Genomic DNA, 17,371 nt, shown 5'->3' on the forward strand with positions numbered 1-17,371 from the left:
TCCTGACCGCCGACGAGCCACCGGTTCGGCCCCGGCCTCTGGTTGGATGAGCGCATGCCCGGCAACCCGCTGCTCGCCTACTTCCGCCGGAACAAGGGGCGACTCATCCACAAGTGGATGCACTACTTCGACATCTACCACCGGCACTTCCAGCGGTTCCGCGGCAAGCCCGTGGTCGTGGTCGAGTTCGGCGTCAGCCACGGTGGCTCGCTCCAGATGTGGCGCGACTACTTCGGCCGGCGCGCGACCATCTACGGCGTCGACATCGACGAGCGGTGCGCCCAGCTCGGCGGGCCGCACACCAAGGTCTTCATCGGCGACCAGGAGGACCGGGAGTTCCTCCGGCGCATCGTCGACGAGGTCGGCCCGATCGACGTGGTCATCGAGGACGGCGGGCACACGATGGGTCAGCAGGTCGCGACCTTCGAGGAGATCTACCCGGCGGTCAAGCCCGGTGGCGTCTTCCTCATCGAGGACCTGCACACGAGCTACTGGAGCGAGTACGGCGGCGACTACCGCAAGCCGGACACGTTCATCGAGTACGCCAAGAACCTCACCGACCAGCTGAACGCCTGGCACTCCCGCTCGGACGACCTCGTCGTCGACGAGTTCACCAGGACCACCACGTCGATGCACTTCTACGACAGCATCATCGTCTTCGAGAAGGGCGAGGTCGTCGAGCCCCACCACGAGAAGACGGGCCGCCCGACCCTCGACGACATCGTGCTCCCCGGACCGGAAGCGTGACGGACCGGGCTCGCCCGGTCCGGGCCGACTACGTCGCCTGGCGGACCGTCACCACCCGCTGGCGCGACGACGACGCCTACGGCCACCTCAACAACGCCACCTACTACGAGCTGTTCGACACCGCCGTCAACGCGCACCTCTACGACGCGACGGGCGTCGACGTACGCCGGCTGCCGCAGATCGGGATCGTCGCCGAGACCGGGTGCCGCTACTTCCGCGAGCTCGGCTTCCCCGCGCCGATCGAGACCGGGCTGGTGGTCGACAAGGTCGGCCGCTCCAGCGTGGTCTACCGCATCGGGCTCTTCCAGGGAGAGAGCGACGAGGCCGCGGCCGAGGGCCGGTTCGTGCACGTGTACGTCGACAACACCGATCCGGCGCGTCCGGTCACGCCGATGCCCGACGTGATCCGCGCCGCAGTCGAGCCGTTGCTGCGAGCCTGATGCCGGCCCGCTCCGGGCGTATGGCACGGTGGGGGTGCGGGTACCCGTCGGGTGCCCGCCTTTCTCGGGAGGTCTGAGTGCTCACTGTCGTCATCGTGATGGTCCTGATCCTGGTGGTCGCCGGGTTGGTGACGGCGTACGTCGCCTACCCGCACCGCGGCGAGCAGATGCCGGCGGCGCCCTGGCTCGGGGACGCGATGGCGCGCGCAGCGGACGCGGCGCCGCTGATCGAGGAGGACGAGCAGTCGGTGTTCGGGCTCGACCGCGACCACGCGTCGCACCAGCGGGAGCCCGAGCAGCACCGCTGACGGAGCCGCACCCGCGCTCTGGTTGGATTGAGCCATGGGTGACTGGCTCTACCTCGTCATCGCGATCGCCGTCCTGGCGGTCGCGCTCGTCGGCGGACTGCTCGTCCGGGGCGGCCGCCGTACGCCGCCGTCGGCACCGCCGGCTCCGCCGGCCGACGTCGTCACGCCGCCCCCGACCGGGCCGGTCGCGGAGACGCCGGTCGAGGTCGAGGCCCCCGAGGCACCCGCAGAGCCCGCGGCACCGGTCCTCGAGAGGCCGGAGGGCACGGCATCGCGGCTGGTCCGGCTGCGGCAGCGCCTGTCGTCGTCGCAGAGCGGTCTCGGCCGCGGCCTGCTGGCGCTGCTGTCGCGCGACCGGCTCGACGAGGACACCTGGGAGTCGATCGAGGACACCCTGCTCACCGCCGACGTGGGCGTCGCGCCGACCCAGGAGCTGGTCGAGAAGCTGCGCACCCGCTTGCGGGTCGAGGGCTCCACGGAGGATGCCCGCGTGGTGCTCCGCGAGGAGCTGCTCGCGCTCGTCGATGCCGGGATGGACCGGCGCCTCCAGGTGAGCGGCACCGACGGCAGGCCCGGCGTCGTGCTCGTGGTCGGCGTCAACGGCTCCGGCAAGACCACCACGGTCGGCAAGATCTCCCGGATCCTGGTGGCCGAGGACCGCAGCGTCGTGCTCGGCGCTGCCGACACCTTCCGCGCCGCTGCCGTCGAGCAGCTCGCCACCTGGGGCGAGCGCGTCGGCGTCGACGTGGTCCGTGGTCCCGAGGGCACCGACCCCGCGAGCGTCGCGTTCGAGGCCGTCAAGGAGGGCGTCGACACCTCCGTCGACACCGTCATCGTCGACACCGCCGGCCGGCTCCAGAACAAGGCCGGCCTGATGGACGAGCTCGGCAAGGTCAAGCGCGTCATCGAGAAGCAGGCGCCGGTCACCGAGGTGCTGCTGGTGCTCGACGCCACGACCGGCCAGAACGGCCTGATCCAGGCGCGCGTGTTCAGCGAGGTCGTCGACGTCACCGGCATCGTGCTGACCAAGCTCGACGGCTCCGCCAAGGGCGGCATCGTGGTGCAGGTGCAGCGCGAGCTCGGCGTCCCCGTCAAGCTCGTGGGCCTCGGCGAGGGCGCCGACGACCTGGCGCCGTTCGAGCCGGGCGCGTTCGTCGACGCCCTGCTCGGGTAGGAGCTCTCAGTCCGCCTGCCGACGCGGCGGTGAGCTGTTCTGCCCGTTGTGCCGCCCGTTGTGCTGCTCGAGGTCGAGCCGCAGCAGGGCCACCTCTTCGGCGAGCGTGCGGGTCTCCTCCTCGAGGCGGCCGAGCTCGTAGCTGTGCTGCATGCTCACGAGCATCAGGACGACGCTGGCGACGAAGAACAGCAGGTTGGCCGGCACTTCCACGCCGACCAGGTCGGCCAGGGCCGGCAGCAGCGCGGGCACCAGCGCGATGAGGATGAGGCCCACCGACACGGTCACCCACAGCACGGCGTACTTCTCGCGGAGCCGACGGCGTCGCATCAGCTCGAAGAGCGCGGCGAGGGTGATCAGGGACCCGAGGATCCCGAGGACGTAGTTGGCGCTCACGCAGACTCCGGAGGAGAGAGTTCGAGGCCGCTCGGCCACGGGCGCACGAGCGCCAGGCAGAGGGCGATGACCGCGCGGCAGAGGTAGAGGGCCGCGCGGAAGGGGGACTGGCTCGGCTGGCCGGCCGTGCGCGGCCGCATCGCCACGGGGACCTGGGTGATCCGGCAGCCGGTGCGGTGCGCGATGACCAGGGACTCGACCGTGTCGCCGAGGTACTCCGCGGGGTAGTGGATCGCGAAGACCGCCATCGCGCGTCGGTTGGCCGCACGGAACCCGCTGGTCACGTCCGTCAGCCGCTGCTTGGTCAGTCGGCTGAGGGTGCCGGCCAGGAGCCGCATGGCGATGCCGCGCAGCAGCCCGACCCGGTACTCGCCCTCGCCGGCGAACCGGGCGCCGATCACGACGTCGGCGTCCTGGAGGCCGGCGAGGAGCTGGTCGAGGAAGGCCGGGTCGTGCTGACCGTCGGCGTCGACCTGGACGGCCGCGTCGTACCCGTGGCGTACGGCGTACCGGTAGCCGGTGCGCATGGCGCCACCGACGCCGAGGTTGAACGGGAGGCGGACGACGAGGGCGCCGGCCCCCTCGGCCACCTCGGCGGTGCGGTCACCGGAGCCGTCGTCGACGACGAGGACGTCGAGCTCGGGACACGAGGCGCGCAGCGCGGTGACGGTCTGCGCGACCGCGCCTTCCTCGTTCCACGCCGGCACGATCGCCAGGACCCGTGGCGAGGGAGGAGGGGTGGCGGGCATGGCGCGCATTCTACGGACGGCCCGGCGTGTGGCCACGGCAGGGCGTCGCCGACACGGCGCGTCGGGAAACGTGCCGGAAACATTCGGGCGTCACACGTTTCCTGACTGCAACATGGATCAGCACGGGTCGAAACCTCCGGCGCGAAGGGTGTCTGCCAATGGGGCGGACCCCGGAGTCGACAGAGCAGTCGCGCCGGCGCCGCCCTCCCGAGATGTGATCCCTGGAGGTTCTGTGGACGGCTACTACGCCTTCATGTTGGTGGCGACAGCCCTCGTCCTGATGATGACGGTTCCGGCGCTCGCGCTGTTCTACGGCGGCATGAGTCGCTCCAAGTCCGTGCTGAACATGATGATGATGTCGTACGTCGCGATGGCCGTCGTCTGCATCGTCTACGTGCTGTGGGGCTGGTCCATGACGTTCGGGCCCAACGACGTGGGCGGGTTCTTCGCGAACCCGTTCGACCTGTTCGGGCTCGAGGACGTCGCTGCGGACAGCTATGTCGCGGTCATGTTCCAGATGACGTTCGCCGCCATCACGTCGGCGCTGATCTCCGGAGCGATCGCGGACCGCGTGAAGCTCTCGGCCTGGATCGTCTTCGTGCCGCTGTGGGTGACGCTGTCGTACTTCCCGATCGGCCACATGGTCTGGGGCGGCGGCTTCATCTCCGAGCACTTCGGCGCGCAGGACTACGCGGGCGGCACGGTCGTCCACATCAACGCCGGTGTCGCCGGCCTCGTGCTGGCCCTCGTGATCGGCAAGCGGCTCGGCTTCGGCAAGGAGCCGATGCGCCCGCACAACCTGACGCTCACGATGCTGGGTGCCGGCCTGCTGTGGTTCGGCTGGTACGGCTTCAACGTCGGCTCGATCGTCTTCGCCGGCGAGACCGATGAGGAGAACATCGCGCAGTTCTACTCCGAGACCGGCGTGACGTTCCTGAACACCACCGTCGCCACCTGCGCCGCGATGCTCGCCTGGATGCTGATGGAGCGGATCCTGCACGGCAAGGCGACCTCGCTGGGCGCCGCGTCGGGCATCGTCGCCGGTCTGGTCGCGATCACGCCGGCCTGCGGCGCGGTCGAGCTCCCGGGCGCGATCCTGATCGGCGCCGTGGCCGGCGCCCTGTGCGCCTGGGCCGTCGGGCTGAAGTTCAAGCTGGGCATGGACGACTCGCTCGACGTGGTCGGCGTGCACCTGGTCGGCGGCATCGTCGGCACCGTGCTGATCGGCCTGGTGTCGTCCTCGGACGCGCCGGGCGGGATCGACGGCCTGTTCTACGGCGGAGGCTTCGGGTCGCTCGGTGACCAGGTGATGGCCGCCGTCATCGCGATCGCATGGTCGGGCGTGGCCACGACCCTCATCGCCTTCGCGATCAAGATGACGATCGGCTGGCGGGTCTCCGAGGAGGCCGAGGTCGAGGGCATCGACAGCGACCAGCACGGCGAGTCGGCGTACGACCTGCACACTGGACTCGGCGGCGGGGGTTCGAGCTCCGCCACCTCCGTCCTGGCGAAGAGCACCGTCACCGAAGGAGTGAACGCATGAGGCTCGTGACCGCGGTGATCAAGCCGCACAAGTGGGAGGACGTCCGCGAGGCTCTCGAGACGTTCGGCGTCACCGGCATGACCGTCAGCGAGGTCAGCGGCTACGGCCGGCAGAAGGGCCACACCGAGGTCTATCGCGGGGCGGAGTACGACATCGCGCTGGTCCCCAAGATCCGCATCGAGATCGTCGTCGGCGACGACGACGCGGACGACGTGGTCGGGATCATCGTGAAGACCGCGCAGACCGGCCGGATCGGCGACGGCAAGGTCTGGGTCAGCCCGGTCGAGACAGTGGTGCGGGTCCGCACCGGCGACCGGGACGACGCCGCCCTGTGACCGATCCGCGGCCCGGCTCCTCACGCAGGAGCCGGGCCGCGGCTTGTCTGCGGGTCTACGGCATGATCGCAGTGAGGAGGTGGCGTCCTGACCACCGATGATCGCGCCCTGCGGACCGTCGATGCCGACGCGCTGTGCGCCAAGGCGTACGAGCAGAGCGGCGGGCCCGAGACGGGCGCCGCGCTGGTGGCCGTCGGCGGCTACGGGCGCGGCGAGCTGGCGCCGTACTCCGACCTCGACGTCGTGCTCGTGCACGACGCGGGCGTCGATGTCGGCGAGGTCGCGCGCCAGGTCTGGTACCCGCTCTGGGACTCCGGCACCAGGCTCGACCACTCGGTGCGGACGATGGACGAGATGGTCGACGCCGCGGACGCCGACCTGAAGGTCGCGCTGGGGGTGCTCGACCTGCGGCACCTGGCCGGTGACCCGGCCGTGACGCTGCGGCTGCGGACCACGATGCTCGCGCACTGGCGACGAGGGTCGCGCGAGCGGCTGCCGGCGCTGCGCGAGCTGGTGCGCACCCGGCACGAGCGGATCGGCGAGCTCGCCCACCTCTCGGTGCCCGACGTGAAGGAGGCCGAGGGCGGGCTGCGCGACGCCACCGTGCTCCAGGCGCTGGTCGCCACGTGGCTGGTGGACGTGCCGCACGTCGAGCTGGAGCGCAGCCGGGTCGCGCTGCTCGACGTGCGCGACGCGCTGCAGGATGCGGCGGGCCGGGGGACCGATCGGATCTCGCCGGAGCTGTGGTCGGACGTCGCGCACCGGCTCGACCTCGCCGACGCCCGCGCGGCGCAGGTGCACGTCCGCGAGATCGGGCGCCGGATCGCCCACCTCTCGCACCTCACGTGGCGACGGGTCGACGCCGTCCTGGCCGAGCCGGCCCGGATCCGGGGGCCCCGCCGTCCGCGGCTGGACCCCCTCGCGCCCGGTGTCGCGCTGTCGGCCGGCGAGGTGGTGCTCGACGCCCGCGCGAAGCCGGCCGACGACCCCCTGCTGCTGCTCCGGGCCGCCGCGGAGGCCGCCGAGCGCGACGTCGTGCTCGCGCCTGCGACCGCGTCCCGGCTGGCGCGCGAGTCGGCACCGCTGCCCGCGCCGTGGCCCGCGGAGGCCCGCCGGCTGCTGGTGCGGCTCCTGGCCTCCGGCCACGGCCTGCTCGCGGTCTGGGAGACGCTCGAGGAGACCGGTGCGCTGCCGGCGATCCTGCCCGAGTGGGAGCGGATCCGGCTGCTGCCGCACGCGTCGGCGATCCACCGGTTCACCGTCGACCGGCACGTCGTGGAGACCTGCGTCGAGGCGTCCGCGCTGATCCGCCAGGTCGCCCGACCCGACGTGCTCATGATCGCGGCGCTGCTGCACGACATCGGCAAGGGCAGCCTGACCGAGCACAGCGTCGCGGGGGAGCCGATCGCCCGCGAGATCGCCGAGCGGATGGGCTTCGCCGCGGACGCCGTGGATCTGGTGGCGCGGCTGGTGCGCTGGCACCTGCTGCTCGCCGAGACGGCGACGACGCGCGACCCCGACGACCCCGCGACCGTCGACCTGGTCGTCTCGCGGCTGGAGTCGGTCGAGACGCTGGACCTGCTGCTCACGCTCACCGAGGCCGACGCCCGCGCGACGGCACCCAAGGCATGGTCGTCCTGGCGGTCCGGGCTGGTCCGCGACCTCGCGCGCCGGGTGCGGGTGGCCCTCGACACCGGCGCCGCGGTCCCGCGCATCGCCACGGACGAGATCGAGGTCCCGAAGGCGGCGACCGCGGGCGGCGTCTCGTTCGGGGTCGAGCCCGCGCTCGACGGGTCCCGGGTCACGGTCGTCGCGCCCGACCGCCTCGGCCTGCTCGCCGACCTCGCCGCGACGTTCGCGCTCGCCCGGATCCCCGTGCGGGCGGCACGCGCCTGGGGACAGGAGCAGTACGCCGTGTCCGTCTGGGAGGTGGGGGAGGCCGGCCTCGACCCGGCCGTCCTGAAGCAGCGGTACGACGCGGTCGTCGACGGCCGCGCGGACGCCGCGAACCGGCTGCGTGCGACCGACGACGGTGGCCTCGACCCGGCCGTCGTCGTACGCCCGGAGGCGTCGGACGAGGCCACGGTCCTCGAGGTGCGCACCGCGGACCGGCCGGGGGTCGTCTACCTCGTGTGTGCCGCGCTGGCCGGCCTCGACGTCGCCGTGCGGTCCGCGCACGTGGACACGCTGGGCCCGCAGGCGGTGGACGTGTTCTACCTCCAGGAGCCCGGCGCGGGCGCGCTGGCGGACACGCGCGCGGCCGAGGCGGCGCACGCCGTACGCGCCGCGCTTTCGGGTGCTGCCACGCCCCTCGTCTAGGCTTGACGGACGCTCACGTACGACTGCCGAGGGACGCCCTTGTTCGCCACACTCTCCGACCGGCTCGCCGACACCTTCAAGAACCTCCGCGGGAAGGGTCGGCTCTCCGAGGCCGACATCGACGCCACCGCGCGCGAGATCCGGATCGCCCTGCTCGAGGCCGACGTCGCGCTGCCCGTGGTCAAGGAGTTCGTCGGCGCGATCAAGGAGCGGGCGCGGGGCGAGGAGGTCAGCCAGGCGCTGAACCCGGCCCAGCAGGTCGTCAAGATCGTCAACGAGGAGCTCGTCGCGATCCTCGGCGGCGAGACCCGGCGACTGCGCTACGCCAAGAGCGGCCCGACCGTCATCATGCTCGCCGGCCTCCAGGGCGCCGGCAAGACCACGCTGGCCGCGAAGCTCGCGCTCTGGCTCAAGGAGCAGGGCAAGAGCCCGCTGCTGGTCGCCGCCGACCTGCAGCGCCCCAACGCGGTCAACCAGCTCCAGGTCAACGGCGAGCGCGTCGGCGTCAAGGTCTTCGCGCCGGAGCCCGGCAACGGCGTCGGCGACCCGGTGCGGGTCTCGCGGGACGCCGTCGAGGAGGCCAAGCGGACCCTGCACGACGTCGTCATCGTCGACACCGCCGGCCGCCTCGGTGTGGACGCCGAGATGATGAAGCAGGCCGCCGACATCCGCGACGCGGTGCAGCCCGACGAGGTGCTGTTCGTCGTCGACGCGATGATCGGCCAGGACGCCGTGACGACCGCGCAGGCGTTCCTCGACGGCGTCGGGTACGACGGCGTCGTGCTCACCAAGCTCGACGGTGATGCCCGCGGTGGTGCCGCGCTCTCGATCGCCTCGATCACCGGCAAGCCGGTCATGTTCGCCTCCGCCGGCGAGAAGATGACCGACTTCGACCTCTTCCACCCCGACCGGATGGCGTCGCGGATCCTCGACATGGGCGACGTGATGACGCTCATCGAGCAGGCCGAGAAGGCCTTCGACGCCGAGCAGGCGGCGAAGGCGGCGGCGAAGCTCACCGGCCAGGGCGGCGACTTCACCCTCGACGACTTCCTCGAGCAGATGCAGCAGGTCCGCAAGCTCGGCTCGATGTCGAAGATCATGGGGATGCTGCCCGGGATGGGGCAGTTCCGCGAGCAGCTCGACAACTTCGACGAGCGCGAGATCGACCGGATCCAGGCGATCATCCAGTCGATGACGCCCGCCGAGCGGGCCAACCCGAAGGTCATCGACGGCTCCCGCCGCGCCCGCATCGCGAAGGGCTCCGGCCGGCAGGTCTCCGACGTCAACCAGCTCGTCGACCGCTTCTTCGAGGCGCGCAAGATGATGCAGTCGCTCGCCAAGGGTGGCGGGATCCCGGGGATGCCCGGCATGCCGGGGATGCCCGGCGCGGGCGGCAAGCGCGGGAAGGCCAAGCAGCCTGCCAAGAAGGGCAAGGGCGGCAAGCGCGTCTCCGGCAACCCCGCCAAGGCCGCCCAGCAGGCCGCCGCGCAGAAGGAGAAGGCCGCCGGCGCCGGCGCCAACCCGTTCGGCGCGCCCGCCGGCGAGGAGCCGATGGACTACGAGAAGGCCGCCGCCGCGCTCGACCTGCCGAAGGACTTCTCGAAGTACCTCAAGTGAGCGGACCCGGGCGAGTTTCACCGGGTACCCGGTGAATCTCGTGCTTCCCCGACGCAGTTGCACGACAGGAGCACGAGTTCCGTCCCGGCAGAGTGACAGGTGAGGCAGTCGTGACCCAGGTTCTCGTCGTCGACGCCGCGAACGTCGTCGGCAGCCGACCGGACGGCTGGTGGAAGGACCGGGCGGGCGCCGCCCGGCGCCTGCACGAGTCGCTGCTGGTCGCGGACACGGCGTACGACGAGATCGTGCTGGTGCTCGAGGGCCAGGCCAAGGGCGGAGTGAAGGCCGGCCGCGACGGGCACGTGCGCACCGTCCACGCCGCGGGGCAGGGCGACGACACGATCGTCGCCGAGGCGCAACGGGCCGCCGAGCGGGGCGACCGCGTGGTCGTCGTGACCGCCGACCGGTTCCTCCAGGCGCGGGTCGGGGGCGTGGGCGCCCAGTCGTTGAGCCCGACCTGGCTGCTCGACCAGCTCTGAGCCTGCGCCAGGAGTGGGCACCGGCGGCGTCGGAGCTCTAGGATTCAACCAGTTCAGGGTTTCACGCGTCTTGGAGGTGGGTTCGGCGCGTCGTTCCGACGCACCCGAAAGGCCCTCCCGTGTCACCCCTCGCCTCCTACCGGCGCCTCTTCGAGCTCGCCGGCCCGGCGTACGTCGCCGTCGCCTTCCTCGCCCGGCTCCCGCTCGCGATGAGCCAGCTCGGCACCCTGCTCCTCGTCTCCGACGCGACCGGCAGCTACGGGCTCGGCGGGCTCTCCGCCGGCGCGCTCGCGGTCGCCAACGCGATCGGCGCGCCGTTCGCCGGTGCGCTCGCCGACCGGCTGGGGCAGCGCCACGTGGTGCTCGTCCAGTCGCTGGCCGGCGGGGCCGCGCTCACGATGCTCGTCGCGCTGGTCCGCGCCGACGCCCCGGCCGTCGCGGTCGTGGCCGTCGCCGCCCTGGCCGGGTTCGCGATGCCCCAGGTCGGCCCGCTCGCGCGGGTCCGCTGGCGGCCGATCACCGCGCGCACCGGCACCGAGCAGCGCCGCCTCGTCGACGTGGCGTTCTCCTACGAGGGCGCGGCCGACGAGGCGTCGTTCGCCATCGGGCCGGCCCTGGTCGGCGTCGGGGTGGTCGCGGTCTCGCCGAGCGGGGCTCTGCTGCTCGCCGCGGTCATGCTCGCGGTCTTCGGCGCGGCGTTCGCGCTGCACCGTACGGCGCGGACCCAAGGTGACGGCGTCGCGCTGCCGACCGGCCGGTTGCTGACCCCGGTGCTGGTGGTGCTCGTCGGCGCCCAGTTGCTCATCGGCACGCTCTTCGGGGCGACCCAGACCGGCACCACGGTGCTCGCGACCGAGGCCGGGCAGCCCGGCGTCGCCGGCCTCGTGCACGCCACCCTCGGGCTCGGCAGCGCGCTCGCCGGGTTCGCGACCGCGTTCATCCCCGAGCGCATCGGTCCGGAGCGGCGCATCCTGGCCGCGGCCGGCGCCCTGCTCCTGCTCTCGCTGCCGCTGCTGCTCGTCGACGGGCTGCCGGCCCTGGTCGCGGTCGTCGCCGTGCTCGGCTGCGCCGTCGCACCGTTCATGATCGGCGTCTTCACGCTGGCCGAGCGCGTCGTCTCGCCGGCCCGGGTCGCCACCGCGATGACCGTGCTCGCCAGCGCCACCGGGCTCGGGTACGCCGTCGGCTCGACCGTCGCTGGCCGGCTGGCCGATGACCACGGGTACACCGCGGCGTTCGCGGTCACCGTCACCGCCATGGCGCTGGCCCTCGCGCTCGTCGCCAGCTCCCAGCGGAGGCTCCGGGCCGCGCTCGCACCGGTCCCGGAGTTCACGGTCGCCAGCTAGCTGCTGGCCGCGACCCGAGCGATCGCGAGCGACACCGCGCCGACGACCTCGGCCCGGTCGCCGAGCTCGCCGGGGACCACCTGCACGGCACCGGCGGCGTCGGGCTGCGCGTAGCGGTCGATGGCGGCGCGCACCCCGGCGGCCAGCGACGGCGACGTGCCGAGCGAGCCACCGAGCACCACTGCCTCCGGGTTCAGCCCGTTGCACAGGTCCGCGAGCGCGCGGCCGACGACCCGACCGGCGTCGTCGAGCACCCGCCGCACGCCGGCGTCGCCCGCCGTGTCGAGCGCGAGCACGCTGTCGACCGACAGCTCCTCGTCGTACGCCGGCTGCAGCAGGTCGAGCAACCGGGGTGCCGCGACGACGGTCTCGAGGCAGCCGCGGTTGCCGCACCGGCACACGTGACCGTCCTCGCCGACCTGCACGTGCCCGATCTCGCCGGCGATTCCGGTCGTGCCGCGGTGCAGTCGGCCGCCCATCACGATGCCGGCGCCGAGGCCGCTGGCGAGCTTCACGTAGATCACGTCGGTGGCGCCCCGCGCGGCGCCGCGTCCGAGCTCGGCGAGCGCCCCGAGGTTCGCGTCGTTGTCGGCGAACACCGGCACGTCGAGCCGGCGGTGGAGCTCGTCGGCGGGGGAGAGGTGCCGCCAGCCCGGCATGATCCCGGTGCGGATCCGCGCGGACCGCCGGTCGAGCGGCGCCGGCACGCACATGCCGACGCCGTGCAGGTCGGACCGCTGGACCCCGGCCGCGGCCAGCCCCTCCCGCACCATGCGCGCGGCCCGGTCGAGCGCGACGGCGCCATGGGTGTCGACGTCGAACGACGCGCTCTCCTCCGTCAGCACGGCGCCGGCGCGGTCGGCCACGGCCACCCGCACGTGGCCGTGCCCGATGTCGACGCCGGCCACCACGCCGTGCGGCGTGCTGAGCGCGACCAGGTGCGGCGGGCGGCCGCTCCCGCCCTTGTGCGGGCGGCCGCGGTCGGCCGTCTCGACGACGTGCCCGGTCCCGATCAGGTCGCTCACGAGGCTGGAGATCGTGGTGCGCGACAGCCCGGTGCCGCGGGCCAGGTCGGCCCGGCTCATCGGACCCTCGCTGGCGAGCAGGCCGGTGATCGCGCGCCGGTGGGCGTCTCGCAGCCGCTCGAGCGCCCCTGCGGTGACCATGCGACGAGGCTAGGCGGGTTCGTCCGGGAAGTGAACAAACGTGGCCCGGAAACGGGATCTTTCCGCATTGACCCGGAGGAAGGGCCTTCCTAGCGTGACCTGCGTCACCCCTTGAACTCGGCAAGGAGAACGCCCATGTCCCACCCGTTCCCACGCTCCACCCGGCGGCGCCGACCGGTGCTCGCCGCTCTCGCGGGCGGCGCCATCGCCGCCGCACTGCTCCAGCCCGCCGGCCCCGCCATCGGCGCCGACACGCTGCCGTACCAGGACGCCAGGCTGCGGACCTCCGAGCGCGTCGACGACCTGCTCGGCCGGATGACGCTCGAGGAGAAGATCGGCCAGATGGCGCAGGCCGAGCGTGCCGACGTCGACGCCGACCCGTCCCTGATCACCGACAACTTCCTCGGCAGCGTGCTGTCCGGCGGCGGCTCGGTGCCGGCCACCAACTCGCCCGAGGCCTGGGCCGACACGGTCGACCGCTTCCAGGAGGCGGCCCTCGACACCCGCCTCGGCATCCCGCTCATCTACGGGGTCGACTCCGTGCACGGCCACGGCAACCTGCTCGGCGCCACGGTCTTCCCGCACAACATCGGCCTCGGCGCCACCCGCGACTCGAAGCTGGTCGAGAGGATCGGCCACGTCACCGCGGAGGAGACCCGCGCATCCGGACCGCAGTGGGCCTTCGCGCCGTGCATCTGCGTCGCTCGCGACGACCGCTGGGGCCGGACCTACGAGAGCTTCGGCGAGGACCCCGACCTCGTGGCGAAGCTCGGCGGCGCGGCGATCGACGGCCTCCAGGGCCGGCGCGGCCAGCTCGACGACGCTGACCGGGTCCTCGCGAGCGCCAAGCACTTCGCGGGCGACGGCCTCACGTCGTACGACGAGACCCGGGCCAGCGACGAGGTCTCCCCGTTCACCGCGTACCCGATCGACCAGGGGATCACCGAGGTCACCCGCGCCGAGTTCGACGAGCTCGCGCTCTCGCCGTACGTCCCCGCGATCCGGAAGCACCGCGTCGGGTCCGTCATGCCGTCCTTCTCCAGCGTCGACTGGGCCGACGACGGTCTCGGCAACCCGGTCAAGATGCACGCGAGCGAGGAGCTGATCACCGGCTGGCTCAAGGAGCAGCAGCGCTTCCAGGGCTTCGTGATCTCCGACTGGCGCGCGATCCGGCAGCTGCCCGGCGACTACCGCGAGCAGGTCAGGACGTCGGTGCTCGCCGGCGTCGACATGTTCATGGAGCCGATCCAGGCGCCCAACAACCCGACCGGCTGGGACGAGTTCATCCCGACCCTGACCTCGCTCGTGAACGACGGCGAGGTGCCGATGAGCCGCATCGACGACGCCGTCGCGCGGATCCTGAAGGCCAAGTTCGACCTCGGCCTCTTCGAGGACCCGTTCACCGACCGGCGCAACATCGACGACGTCGGCAGCCGTGAGCACCGCGCGGTCGCGCGGGAGGCCGTCGCGAAGAGCCAGGTGCTGCTGCGCAACCAGCACCACGCGTTGCCGCTCGACAAGCGCGACGACGTCTACGTCGCCGGCTCCAACGCCGACAACATCGGCAACCAGGCCGGCGGCTGGACGATCACCTGGCAGGGTGGCTCGGCCAACGTCATCCCCGGCGACACCATCCTCGACGGCATCGAGGACGCGAGCCGCGGCGACGTCGTCTTCAGCGAGGACGCCAGCGCACCGGTCCCGGCCGGCGCCGAGGGCATCGTGGTCGTCGGCGAGACGCCGTACGCCGAGGGCTTCGGCGACGTCCGTGGCCCCGAGTGGGCCTGGGACGCCGCCGACGGTGGCACGCCTCGCCAGCAGCAGACGATGATGCTCAGCGACGCCGACCGCGACGCGGTCGAGACCGTCTGTGCCGCCGCATCGTCGTGCACCGTGCTGGTCGTGTCCGGCCGGCCACTGGAGATCCCGGCGGACCTGCTCGCCCGGACCGATGCGCTGGTCGCCTCGTGGCTGCCGGGCAGCGAGGGTGACGGCGTGGCCGACGTGCTCTTCGGCAAGCAGCCCTTCACGGGCAAGCTGCCGGTGACCTGGCCGCGCAGTGTCGACCAGGAGCCGATCAACGTCGGCGACGCCGACTACGACCCGCTGTTCCGCTACGGCTGGGGCCTGTCCACGCGCCGGCGGTGACGGCGTGACGACGGTGTCGGCGGCATCGCTGATGACAGCGGTGCTGCCGACACCCTCGCGTGCTACTTCTTCTTGACGGGCGTGCAGGTGAAGTCGGACAGGACCAGCTTGCCCGGCAAGCTGCCGGTCGAGGCGCTGACGAGCGTGCCGCGCGACTCCACGCGGAAGTGCTGCGTGGATCCTGTGTTCTTGTACGCGTCGACCGTCCAGAAGGTGCCGTCGCTGAACGTCGCGGTCAGTGTGCCGGACGGTGCGCCACCGGTCTGGTTGTTGACGAAGTGCCAGCTGCCCATTGCGGTACCGCAGGACTGGCCGCTGCCGTTGCTCAGCTCGGCGGCGACCGCAGGCGAGCTGATGCTGGTCAGGGCGATGGCTGCAGCAGCCGCCCATAGCTTCTTGCTCATCGAGTCCTCCAAATCCCCCGCGCCCGAGTGGCACGCGGTGGTGAACCGCGCGGCGCCCGCCCTGAGGAAGGTGCACCCCCGAGCGTCCCGCCGGCTGAGCGGCTCGAATACCCGCGCCGGGAGATTTCGCCAATACCGGGGAGTGGGATCACTCGGGCTGCGGGCCGACGGCCGTCACCTTCGCCAGCCGGTTGCCCTGCGCGTCGGTCGACAGGTCGAAGTCCACCCACGTCGTGTTGTTGTCGGTGGACGCCTCCTCGAAGACGCCCTCCTCGTCGGCGACGGCCGTGATCCGGTAGGGGCCATCGTCGAGGTCGGAGACGTCGATGCTCTGGCCCGGGAGGTCCCAGTTGTAGACGTCGCCCCAGCCGCGGGAGAGGCCCATCACGAGCAGGGCAGAGTCCGACCGGCCGCACCCCTCGCGGTCGTAGACCGCGTCCTCCGGTCCGTAGTCGAGGTCCTGCTTCTCGAAGTCGTAGATGCAGAAGCCCACCTTGTGGTCGGTGCGTCCGCGTCCGGAGGCGGGCCGGCCCTGGGCGTCGTGGCGGACCAGGTGGTACTCCACGACTCGCTCCAGGTGCCAGTGCTCGTGACCGTCGCCTCCCCAGATCGGCTCGGCCGGGATCACGACATGGTCGGCCCCGCCGCCGTCGTGCTCGATGTCCTGCCGCACGGTCCACGGGCCGTTCGCGAGCCGCTCGGCCGTCGCGTGGAAGTCGCCCTCGCCCACGTTGACGAGGGTCGAGGAGAACTCGACGGTCCATGTGGTGCCGTCGAGCTTGGTGTGGATGTCCGCGGGCGGCACCGGCATGAAGTCGGGCAGCACGGGCTCGCCCACGGGCTTCTCGGACCAGCGCGCGGACGCGTCGTCGCTGCAGCCGGCCAGGGCGGCCGCGACGCAGGCCGTCATCGCAACGGCAGCCGCTCGAAACGCGCGCACACAAGGATGGTGACAGGAGACGGCGGTCTGTGAATGCGTTTCGCCAGGACCGACCAGGACCGACTAGGACCGACAGGTGGCTCGCCCCGGCAGGCCGGTACCGTGCCCGACATGACGGCGCTCCGCTTCCACGGCCCGGTCCTCCCCGGGGGCGAGGTCCGCGACCTGTACGTCGTCGGGGGCACCGTGACCTACGAGCCGGTCGCCGGGGCCGAGCGCGCGGTCGACGGCTGGATCGTCCCGGGCCTCGTCGACGCCCACTGCCACATCGGGCTGGGCGAGGACGGCGCGATCAGCGACGAGGAGACCGAGCAGCAGGCCATCGAGGACCGCGACGGCGGCACCCTGCTGATCCGCGACTGCGGCTCGCCGTCCGACACGCGCTGGGTGCAGGAGCGCGAGGACCTGCCCCGGCTGATCCGCGCAGGCCGCCACATCGCTCGCACGAAGCGCTACCTGCGCAACTACGCCCTCGAGGTCGAGCCGGCCGACCTCGCGACGTCGGTCGCCCGGGAGGCGCAGGACGGCGACGGCTGGGTGAAGCTCGTCGGGGACTGGATCTCCCGGGAGGACGGCGACCTGACGCCGTCGTTCCCGGTCGAGGACTTCGCCGCCGCCATCCGGGTGGCGCACGACCACGGCGCGAAGGTCACCGCCCACTGCTTCGGCCGCGACGTGCTCAGCGGGCTGCTCGAGGCGGGCATCGACTGCATCGAGCACGGCAACGGCCTCGACGAGGGCCACCTCGCGCTGATGGCCGAGCGCGGGGTCGCGCTGGTGCCGACCGTGATGCAGACCGAGAAGTTCCCCGAGTACGCCTGGGCCGCGCGCGGCCGGTTCCCGGACTACTCGCGCACGATGACCGACCTCTTCGTCCGCCGACGCGAGGTGCTGATGGCGGCGTACGACGCGGGCGTGCCGCTCTACGCGGGCACCGACCACGGCGGCTTCGCCCGGCACGGCAACCTCGCCGGCGAGGTGATCGGCCTGGCCGCGATGGGGCTGCCGCGCGAGTACGCCCTCGGGGCCGCGTCGTGGCGGGCGCGCGAGTGGCTCGGCTGGAACGCCGACCTCGCCGAGGGTGCCCCGGCCGACTTCGTCGTCTACGACGCCGACCCGCTGGCCGACCTGTCGGTGCTGCTGCGTCCCGCGTGCATCGTGCTGCGCGGCCGCGTGGTCTGAGAGCCCTATGTCAAGCAGCCTCCTGAGTGAGGGTGCTGAGCCGGCCGTGTAGGTCGGGGTTGTAGGGCACCTGGTCGT

The 17,371-nt window shown here is 72.4% G+C and carries 17 protein-coding genes; 12 read left to right on the forward strand and 5 right to left on the reverse strand.

What is annotated here, in order from left to right; genetic code table 11:
• The first annotated feature begins 54 nt into the window (after positions 1–54).
• From ACFQQI_RS04420 to ftsY, 4 genes are all read left to right on the forward strand, one after another.
• Complete coding sequence (locus ACFQQI_RS04420) at positions 55–747, forward strand: class I SAM-dependent methyltransferase (protein ID WP_378558534.1); 693 nt, start codon at positions 55–57, stop codon at positions 745–747.
• A complete protein-coding gene (locus tag ACFQQI_RS04425) occupies positions 744–1,187 on the forward strand; it encodes an acyl-CoA thioesterase (protein ID WP_378558537.1) in 444 nt (147 codons plus the stop codon). Before ACFQQI_RS04420 ends, ACFQQI_RS04425 begins: the two co-directional genes overlap by 4 nt.
• Positions 1,188–1,264: 77 nt before the next feature.
• The gene (locus ACFQQI_RS04430; protein ID WP_378558539.1) at positions 1,265–1,495 is read left to right on the forward strand and encodes a hypothetical protein; all 231 of its coding nucleotides are present in this window, start codon (positions 1,265–1,267) and stop codon (positions 1,493–1,495) included.
• A gap of 34 nt (positions 1,496–1,529) precedes the next feature.
• Entirely contained in the window at positions 1,530–2,669 is a 1,140-nt protein-coding gene (gene ftsY, locus ACFQQI_RS04435; RefSeq protein ID WP_378558541.1) for a signal recognition particle-docking protein FtsY, read from the forward strand.
• A gap of 6 nt (positions 2,670–2,675) precedes the next feature.
• On the opposite strand, the gene ACFQQI_RS04440 is transcribed toward ftsY, so the two are convergent.
• Positions 2,676–3,065: a DUF2304 domain-containing protein gene (locus tag ACFQQI_RS04440; RefSeq protein ID WP_378558544.1), complete on the reverse strand. Its 390-nt coding sequence runs from the start codon at positions 3,063–3,065 to the stop codon at positions 2,676–2,678.
• Positions 3,062–3,814: a glycosyltransferase family 2 protein gene (locus ACFQQI_RS04445; protein WP_378558547.1), complete on the reverse strand. Its 753-nt coding sequence runs from the start codon at positions 3,812–3,814 to the stop codon at positions 3,062–3,064. Before ACFQQI_RS04445 ends, ACFQQI_RS04440 begins: the two co-directional genes overlap by 4 nt.
• 253 nt (positions 3,815–4,067) lie before the next feature.
• Here ACFQQI_RS04445 and ACFQQI_RS04450 point away from each other — a divergent pair, with 253 nt between their 5' ends.
• The 6 genes from ACFQQI_RS04450 (at position 4,068) to ACFQQI_RS04475 (ending at position 11,453) form a co-directional block, all read left to right on the forward strand.
• Positions 4,068–5,357: an ammonium transporter gene (locus ACFQQI_RS04450; protein WP_378558550.1), complete on the forward strand. Its 1,290-nt coding sequence runs from the start codon at positions 4,068–4,070 to the stop codon at positions 5,355–5,357.
• Positions 5,354–5,692, forward strand: coding sequence for a P-II family nitrogen regulator (locus ACFQQI_RS04455; RefSeq protein ID WP_378558553.1), 339 nt, complete (start codon positions 5,354–5,356; stop codon positions 5,690–5,692). Before ACFQQI_RS04450 ends, ACFQQI_RS04455 begins: the two co-directional genes overlap by 4 nt.
• Before the next feature lie 108 nt (positions 5,693–5,800).
• Positions 5,801–8,011, forward strand: a complete 2,211-nt coding sequence (locus ACFQQI_RS04460) for a [protein-PII] uridylyltransferase (RefSeq protein ID WP_378558579.1) — start codon at positions 5,801–5,803, stop codon at positions 8,009–8,011.
• A 39-nt stretch (positions 8,012–8,050) separates the two neighbouring features.
• Positions 8,051–9,628: a signal recognition particle protein gene (gene ffh / locus ACFQQI_RS04465; protein ID WP_378558556.1), complete on the forward strand. Its 1,578-nt coding sequence runs from the start codon at positions 8,051–8,053 to the stop codon at positions 9,626–9,628.
• 110 nt (positions 9,629–9,738) lie between these two features.
• Entirely contained in the window at positions 9,739–10,107 is a 369-nt protein-coding gene (locus ACFQQI_RS04470; RefSeq protein WP_378558558.1) for an NYN domain-containing protein, read from the forward strand.
• Between the two features lie 119 nt (positions 10,108–10,226).
• Positions 10,227–11,453: an MFS transporter gene (locus tag ACFQQI_RS04475; RefSeq protein WP_378558561.1), complete on the forward strand. Its 1,227-nt coding sequence runs from the start codon at positions 10,227–10,229 to the stop codon at positions 11,451–11,453.
• Here the strand turns inward: ACFQQI_RS04475 and ACFQQI_RS04480 are convergent.
• Entirely contained in the window at positions 11,450–12,619 is a 1,170-nt protein-coding gene (locus tag ACFQQI_RS04480; protein WP_378558564.1) for an ROK family protein, read from the reverse strand. The genes ACFQQI_RS04475 and ACFQQI_RS04480 overlap by 4 nt on opposite strands.
• Positions 12,620–12,754: 135 nt before the next feature.
• Here ACFQQI_RS04480 and ACFQQI_RS04485 point away from each other — a divergent pair, with 135 nt between their 5' ends.
• Positions 12,755–14,767 carry a glycoside hydrolase family 3 protein gene (locus ACFQQI_RS04485; RefSeq protein ID WP_378558567.1) on the forward strand — a complete coding sequence of 671 codons (2,013 nt, stop codon included), beginning with the start codon at positions 12,755–12,757 and terminating at the stop codon, positions 14,765–14,767.
• Positions 14,768–14,829: 62 nt separating this feature from the next.
• On the opposite strand, the gene ACFQQI_RS04490 is transcribed toward ACFQQI_RS04485, so the two are convergent.
• Positions 14,830–15,171, reverse strand: a complete 342-nt coding sequence (locus tag ACFQQI_RS04490) for a hypothetical protein (protein WP_378558570.1) — start codon at positions 15,169–15,171, stop codon at positions 14,830–14,832.
• A 148-nt stretch (positions 15,172–15,319) separates the two neighbouring features.
• Complete coding sequence (locus ACFQQI_RS04495; RefSeq protein WP_378558573.1) at positions 15,320–16,111, reverse strand: lysyl oxidase family protein; 792 nt, start codon at positions 16,109–16,111, stop codon at positions 15,320–15,322.
• Between the two features lie 111 nt (positions 16,112–16,222).
• Between ACFQQI_RS04495 and ACFQQI_RS04500 the strand changes: the two genes are divergently transcribed.
• Positions 16,223–17,293 (forward strand): amidohydrolase family protein, encoded by a 1,071-nt coding sequence (locus ACFQQI_RS04500; protein ID WP_378558576.1) that lies wholly within the window; start codon positions 16,223–16,225, stop codon positions 17,291–17,293.
• Positions 17,294–17,371 lie beyond the last annotated feature (78 nt).

It is taken from the genome of Nocardioides sp. GCM10030259, from assembly GCF_042666375.1.
GTDB lineage: Bacteria > Actinomycetota > Actinomycetes > Propionibacteriales > Nocardioidaceae > Nocardioides.

Bases quoted from the DNA above. Each gene is read 5' to 3' on its own strand.
- ACFQQI_RS04480 (WP_378558564.1), bottom strand. From the start codon at position 12,619: ATGGTCACCGCAGGGGCGCTCGAGCGGCTGCGAGACGCCCACCGGCGC.
- ACFQQI_RS04490 (WP_378558570.1), bottom strand. From the start codon at position 15,171: ATGAGCAAGAAGCTATGGGCGGCTGCTGCAGCCATCGCCCTGACCAGC.
- ACFQQI_RS04450 (WP_378558550.1), top strand. From the start codon at position 4,068: ATGTTGGTGGCGACAGCCCTCGTCCTGATGATGACGGTTCCGGCGCTC.
- ACFQQI_RS04500 (WP_378558576.1), top strand. From the start codon at position 16,223: ATGACGGCGCTCCGCTTCCACGGCCCGGTCCTCCCCGGGGGCGAGGTC.
- ACFQQI_RS04420 (WP_378558534.1), top strand. From the start codon at position 55: ATGCCCGGCAACCCGCTGCTCGCCTACTTCCGCCGGAACAAGGGGCGA.
- ACFQQI_RS04455 (WP_378558553.1), top strand. From the start codon at position 5,354: ATGAGGCTCGTGACCGCGGTGATCAAGCCGCACAAGTGGGAGGACGTC.
- ACFQQI_RS04485 (WP_378558567.1), top strand. From the start codon at position 12,755: ATGTCCCACCCGTTCCCACGCTCCACCCGGCGGCGCCGACCGGTGCTC.
- ACFQQI_RS04445 (WP_378558547.1), bottom strand. From the start codon at position 3,814: ATGCCCGCCACCCCTCCTCCCTCGCCACGGGTCCTGGCGATCGTGCCG.
- ftsY (WP_378558541.1), top strand. From the start codon at position 1,530: ATGGGTGACTGGCTCTACCTCGTCATCGCGATCGCCGTCCTGGCGGTC.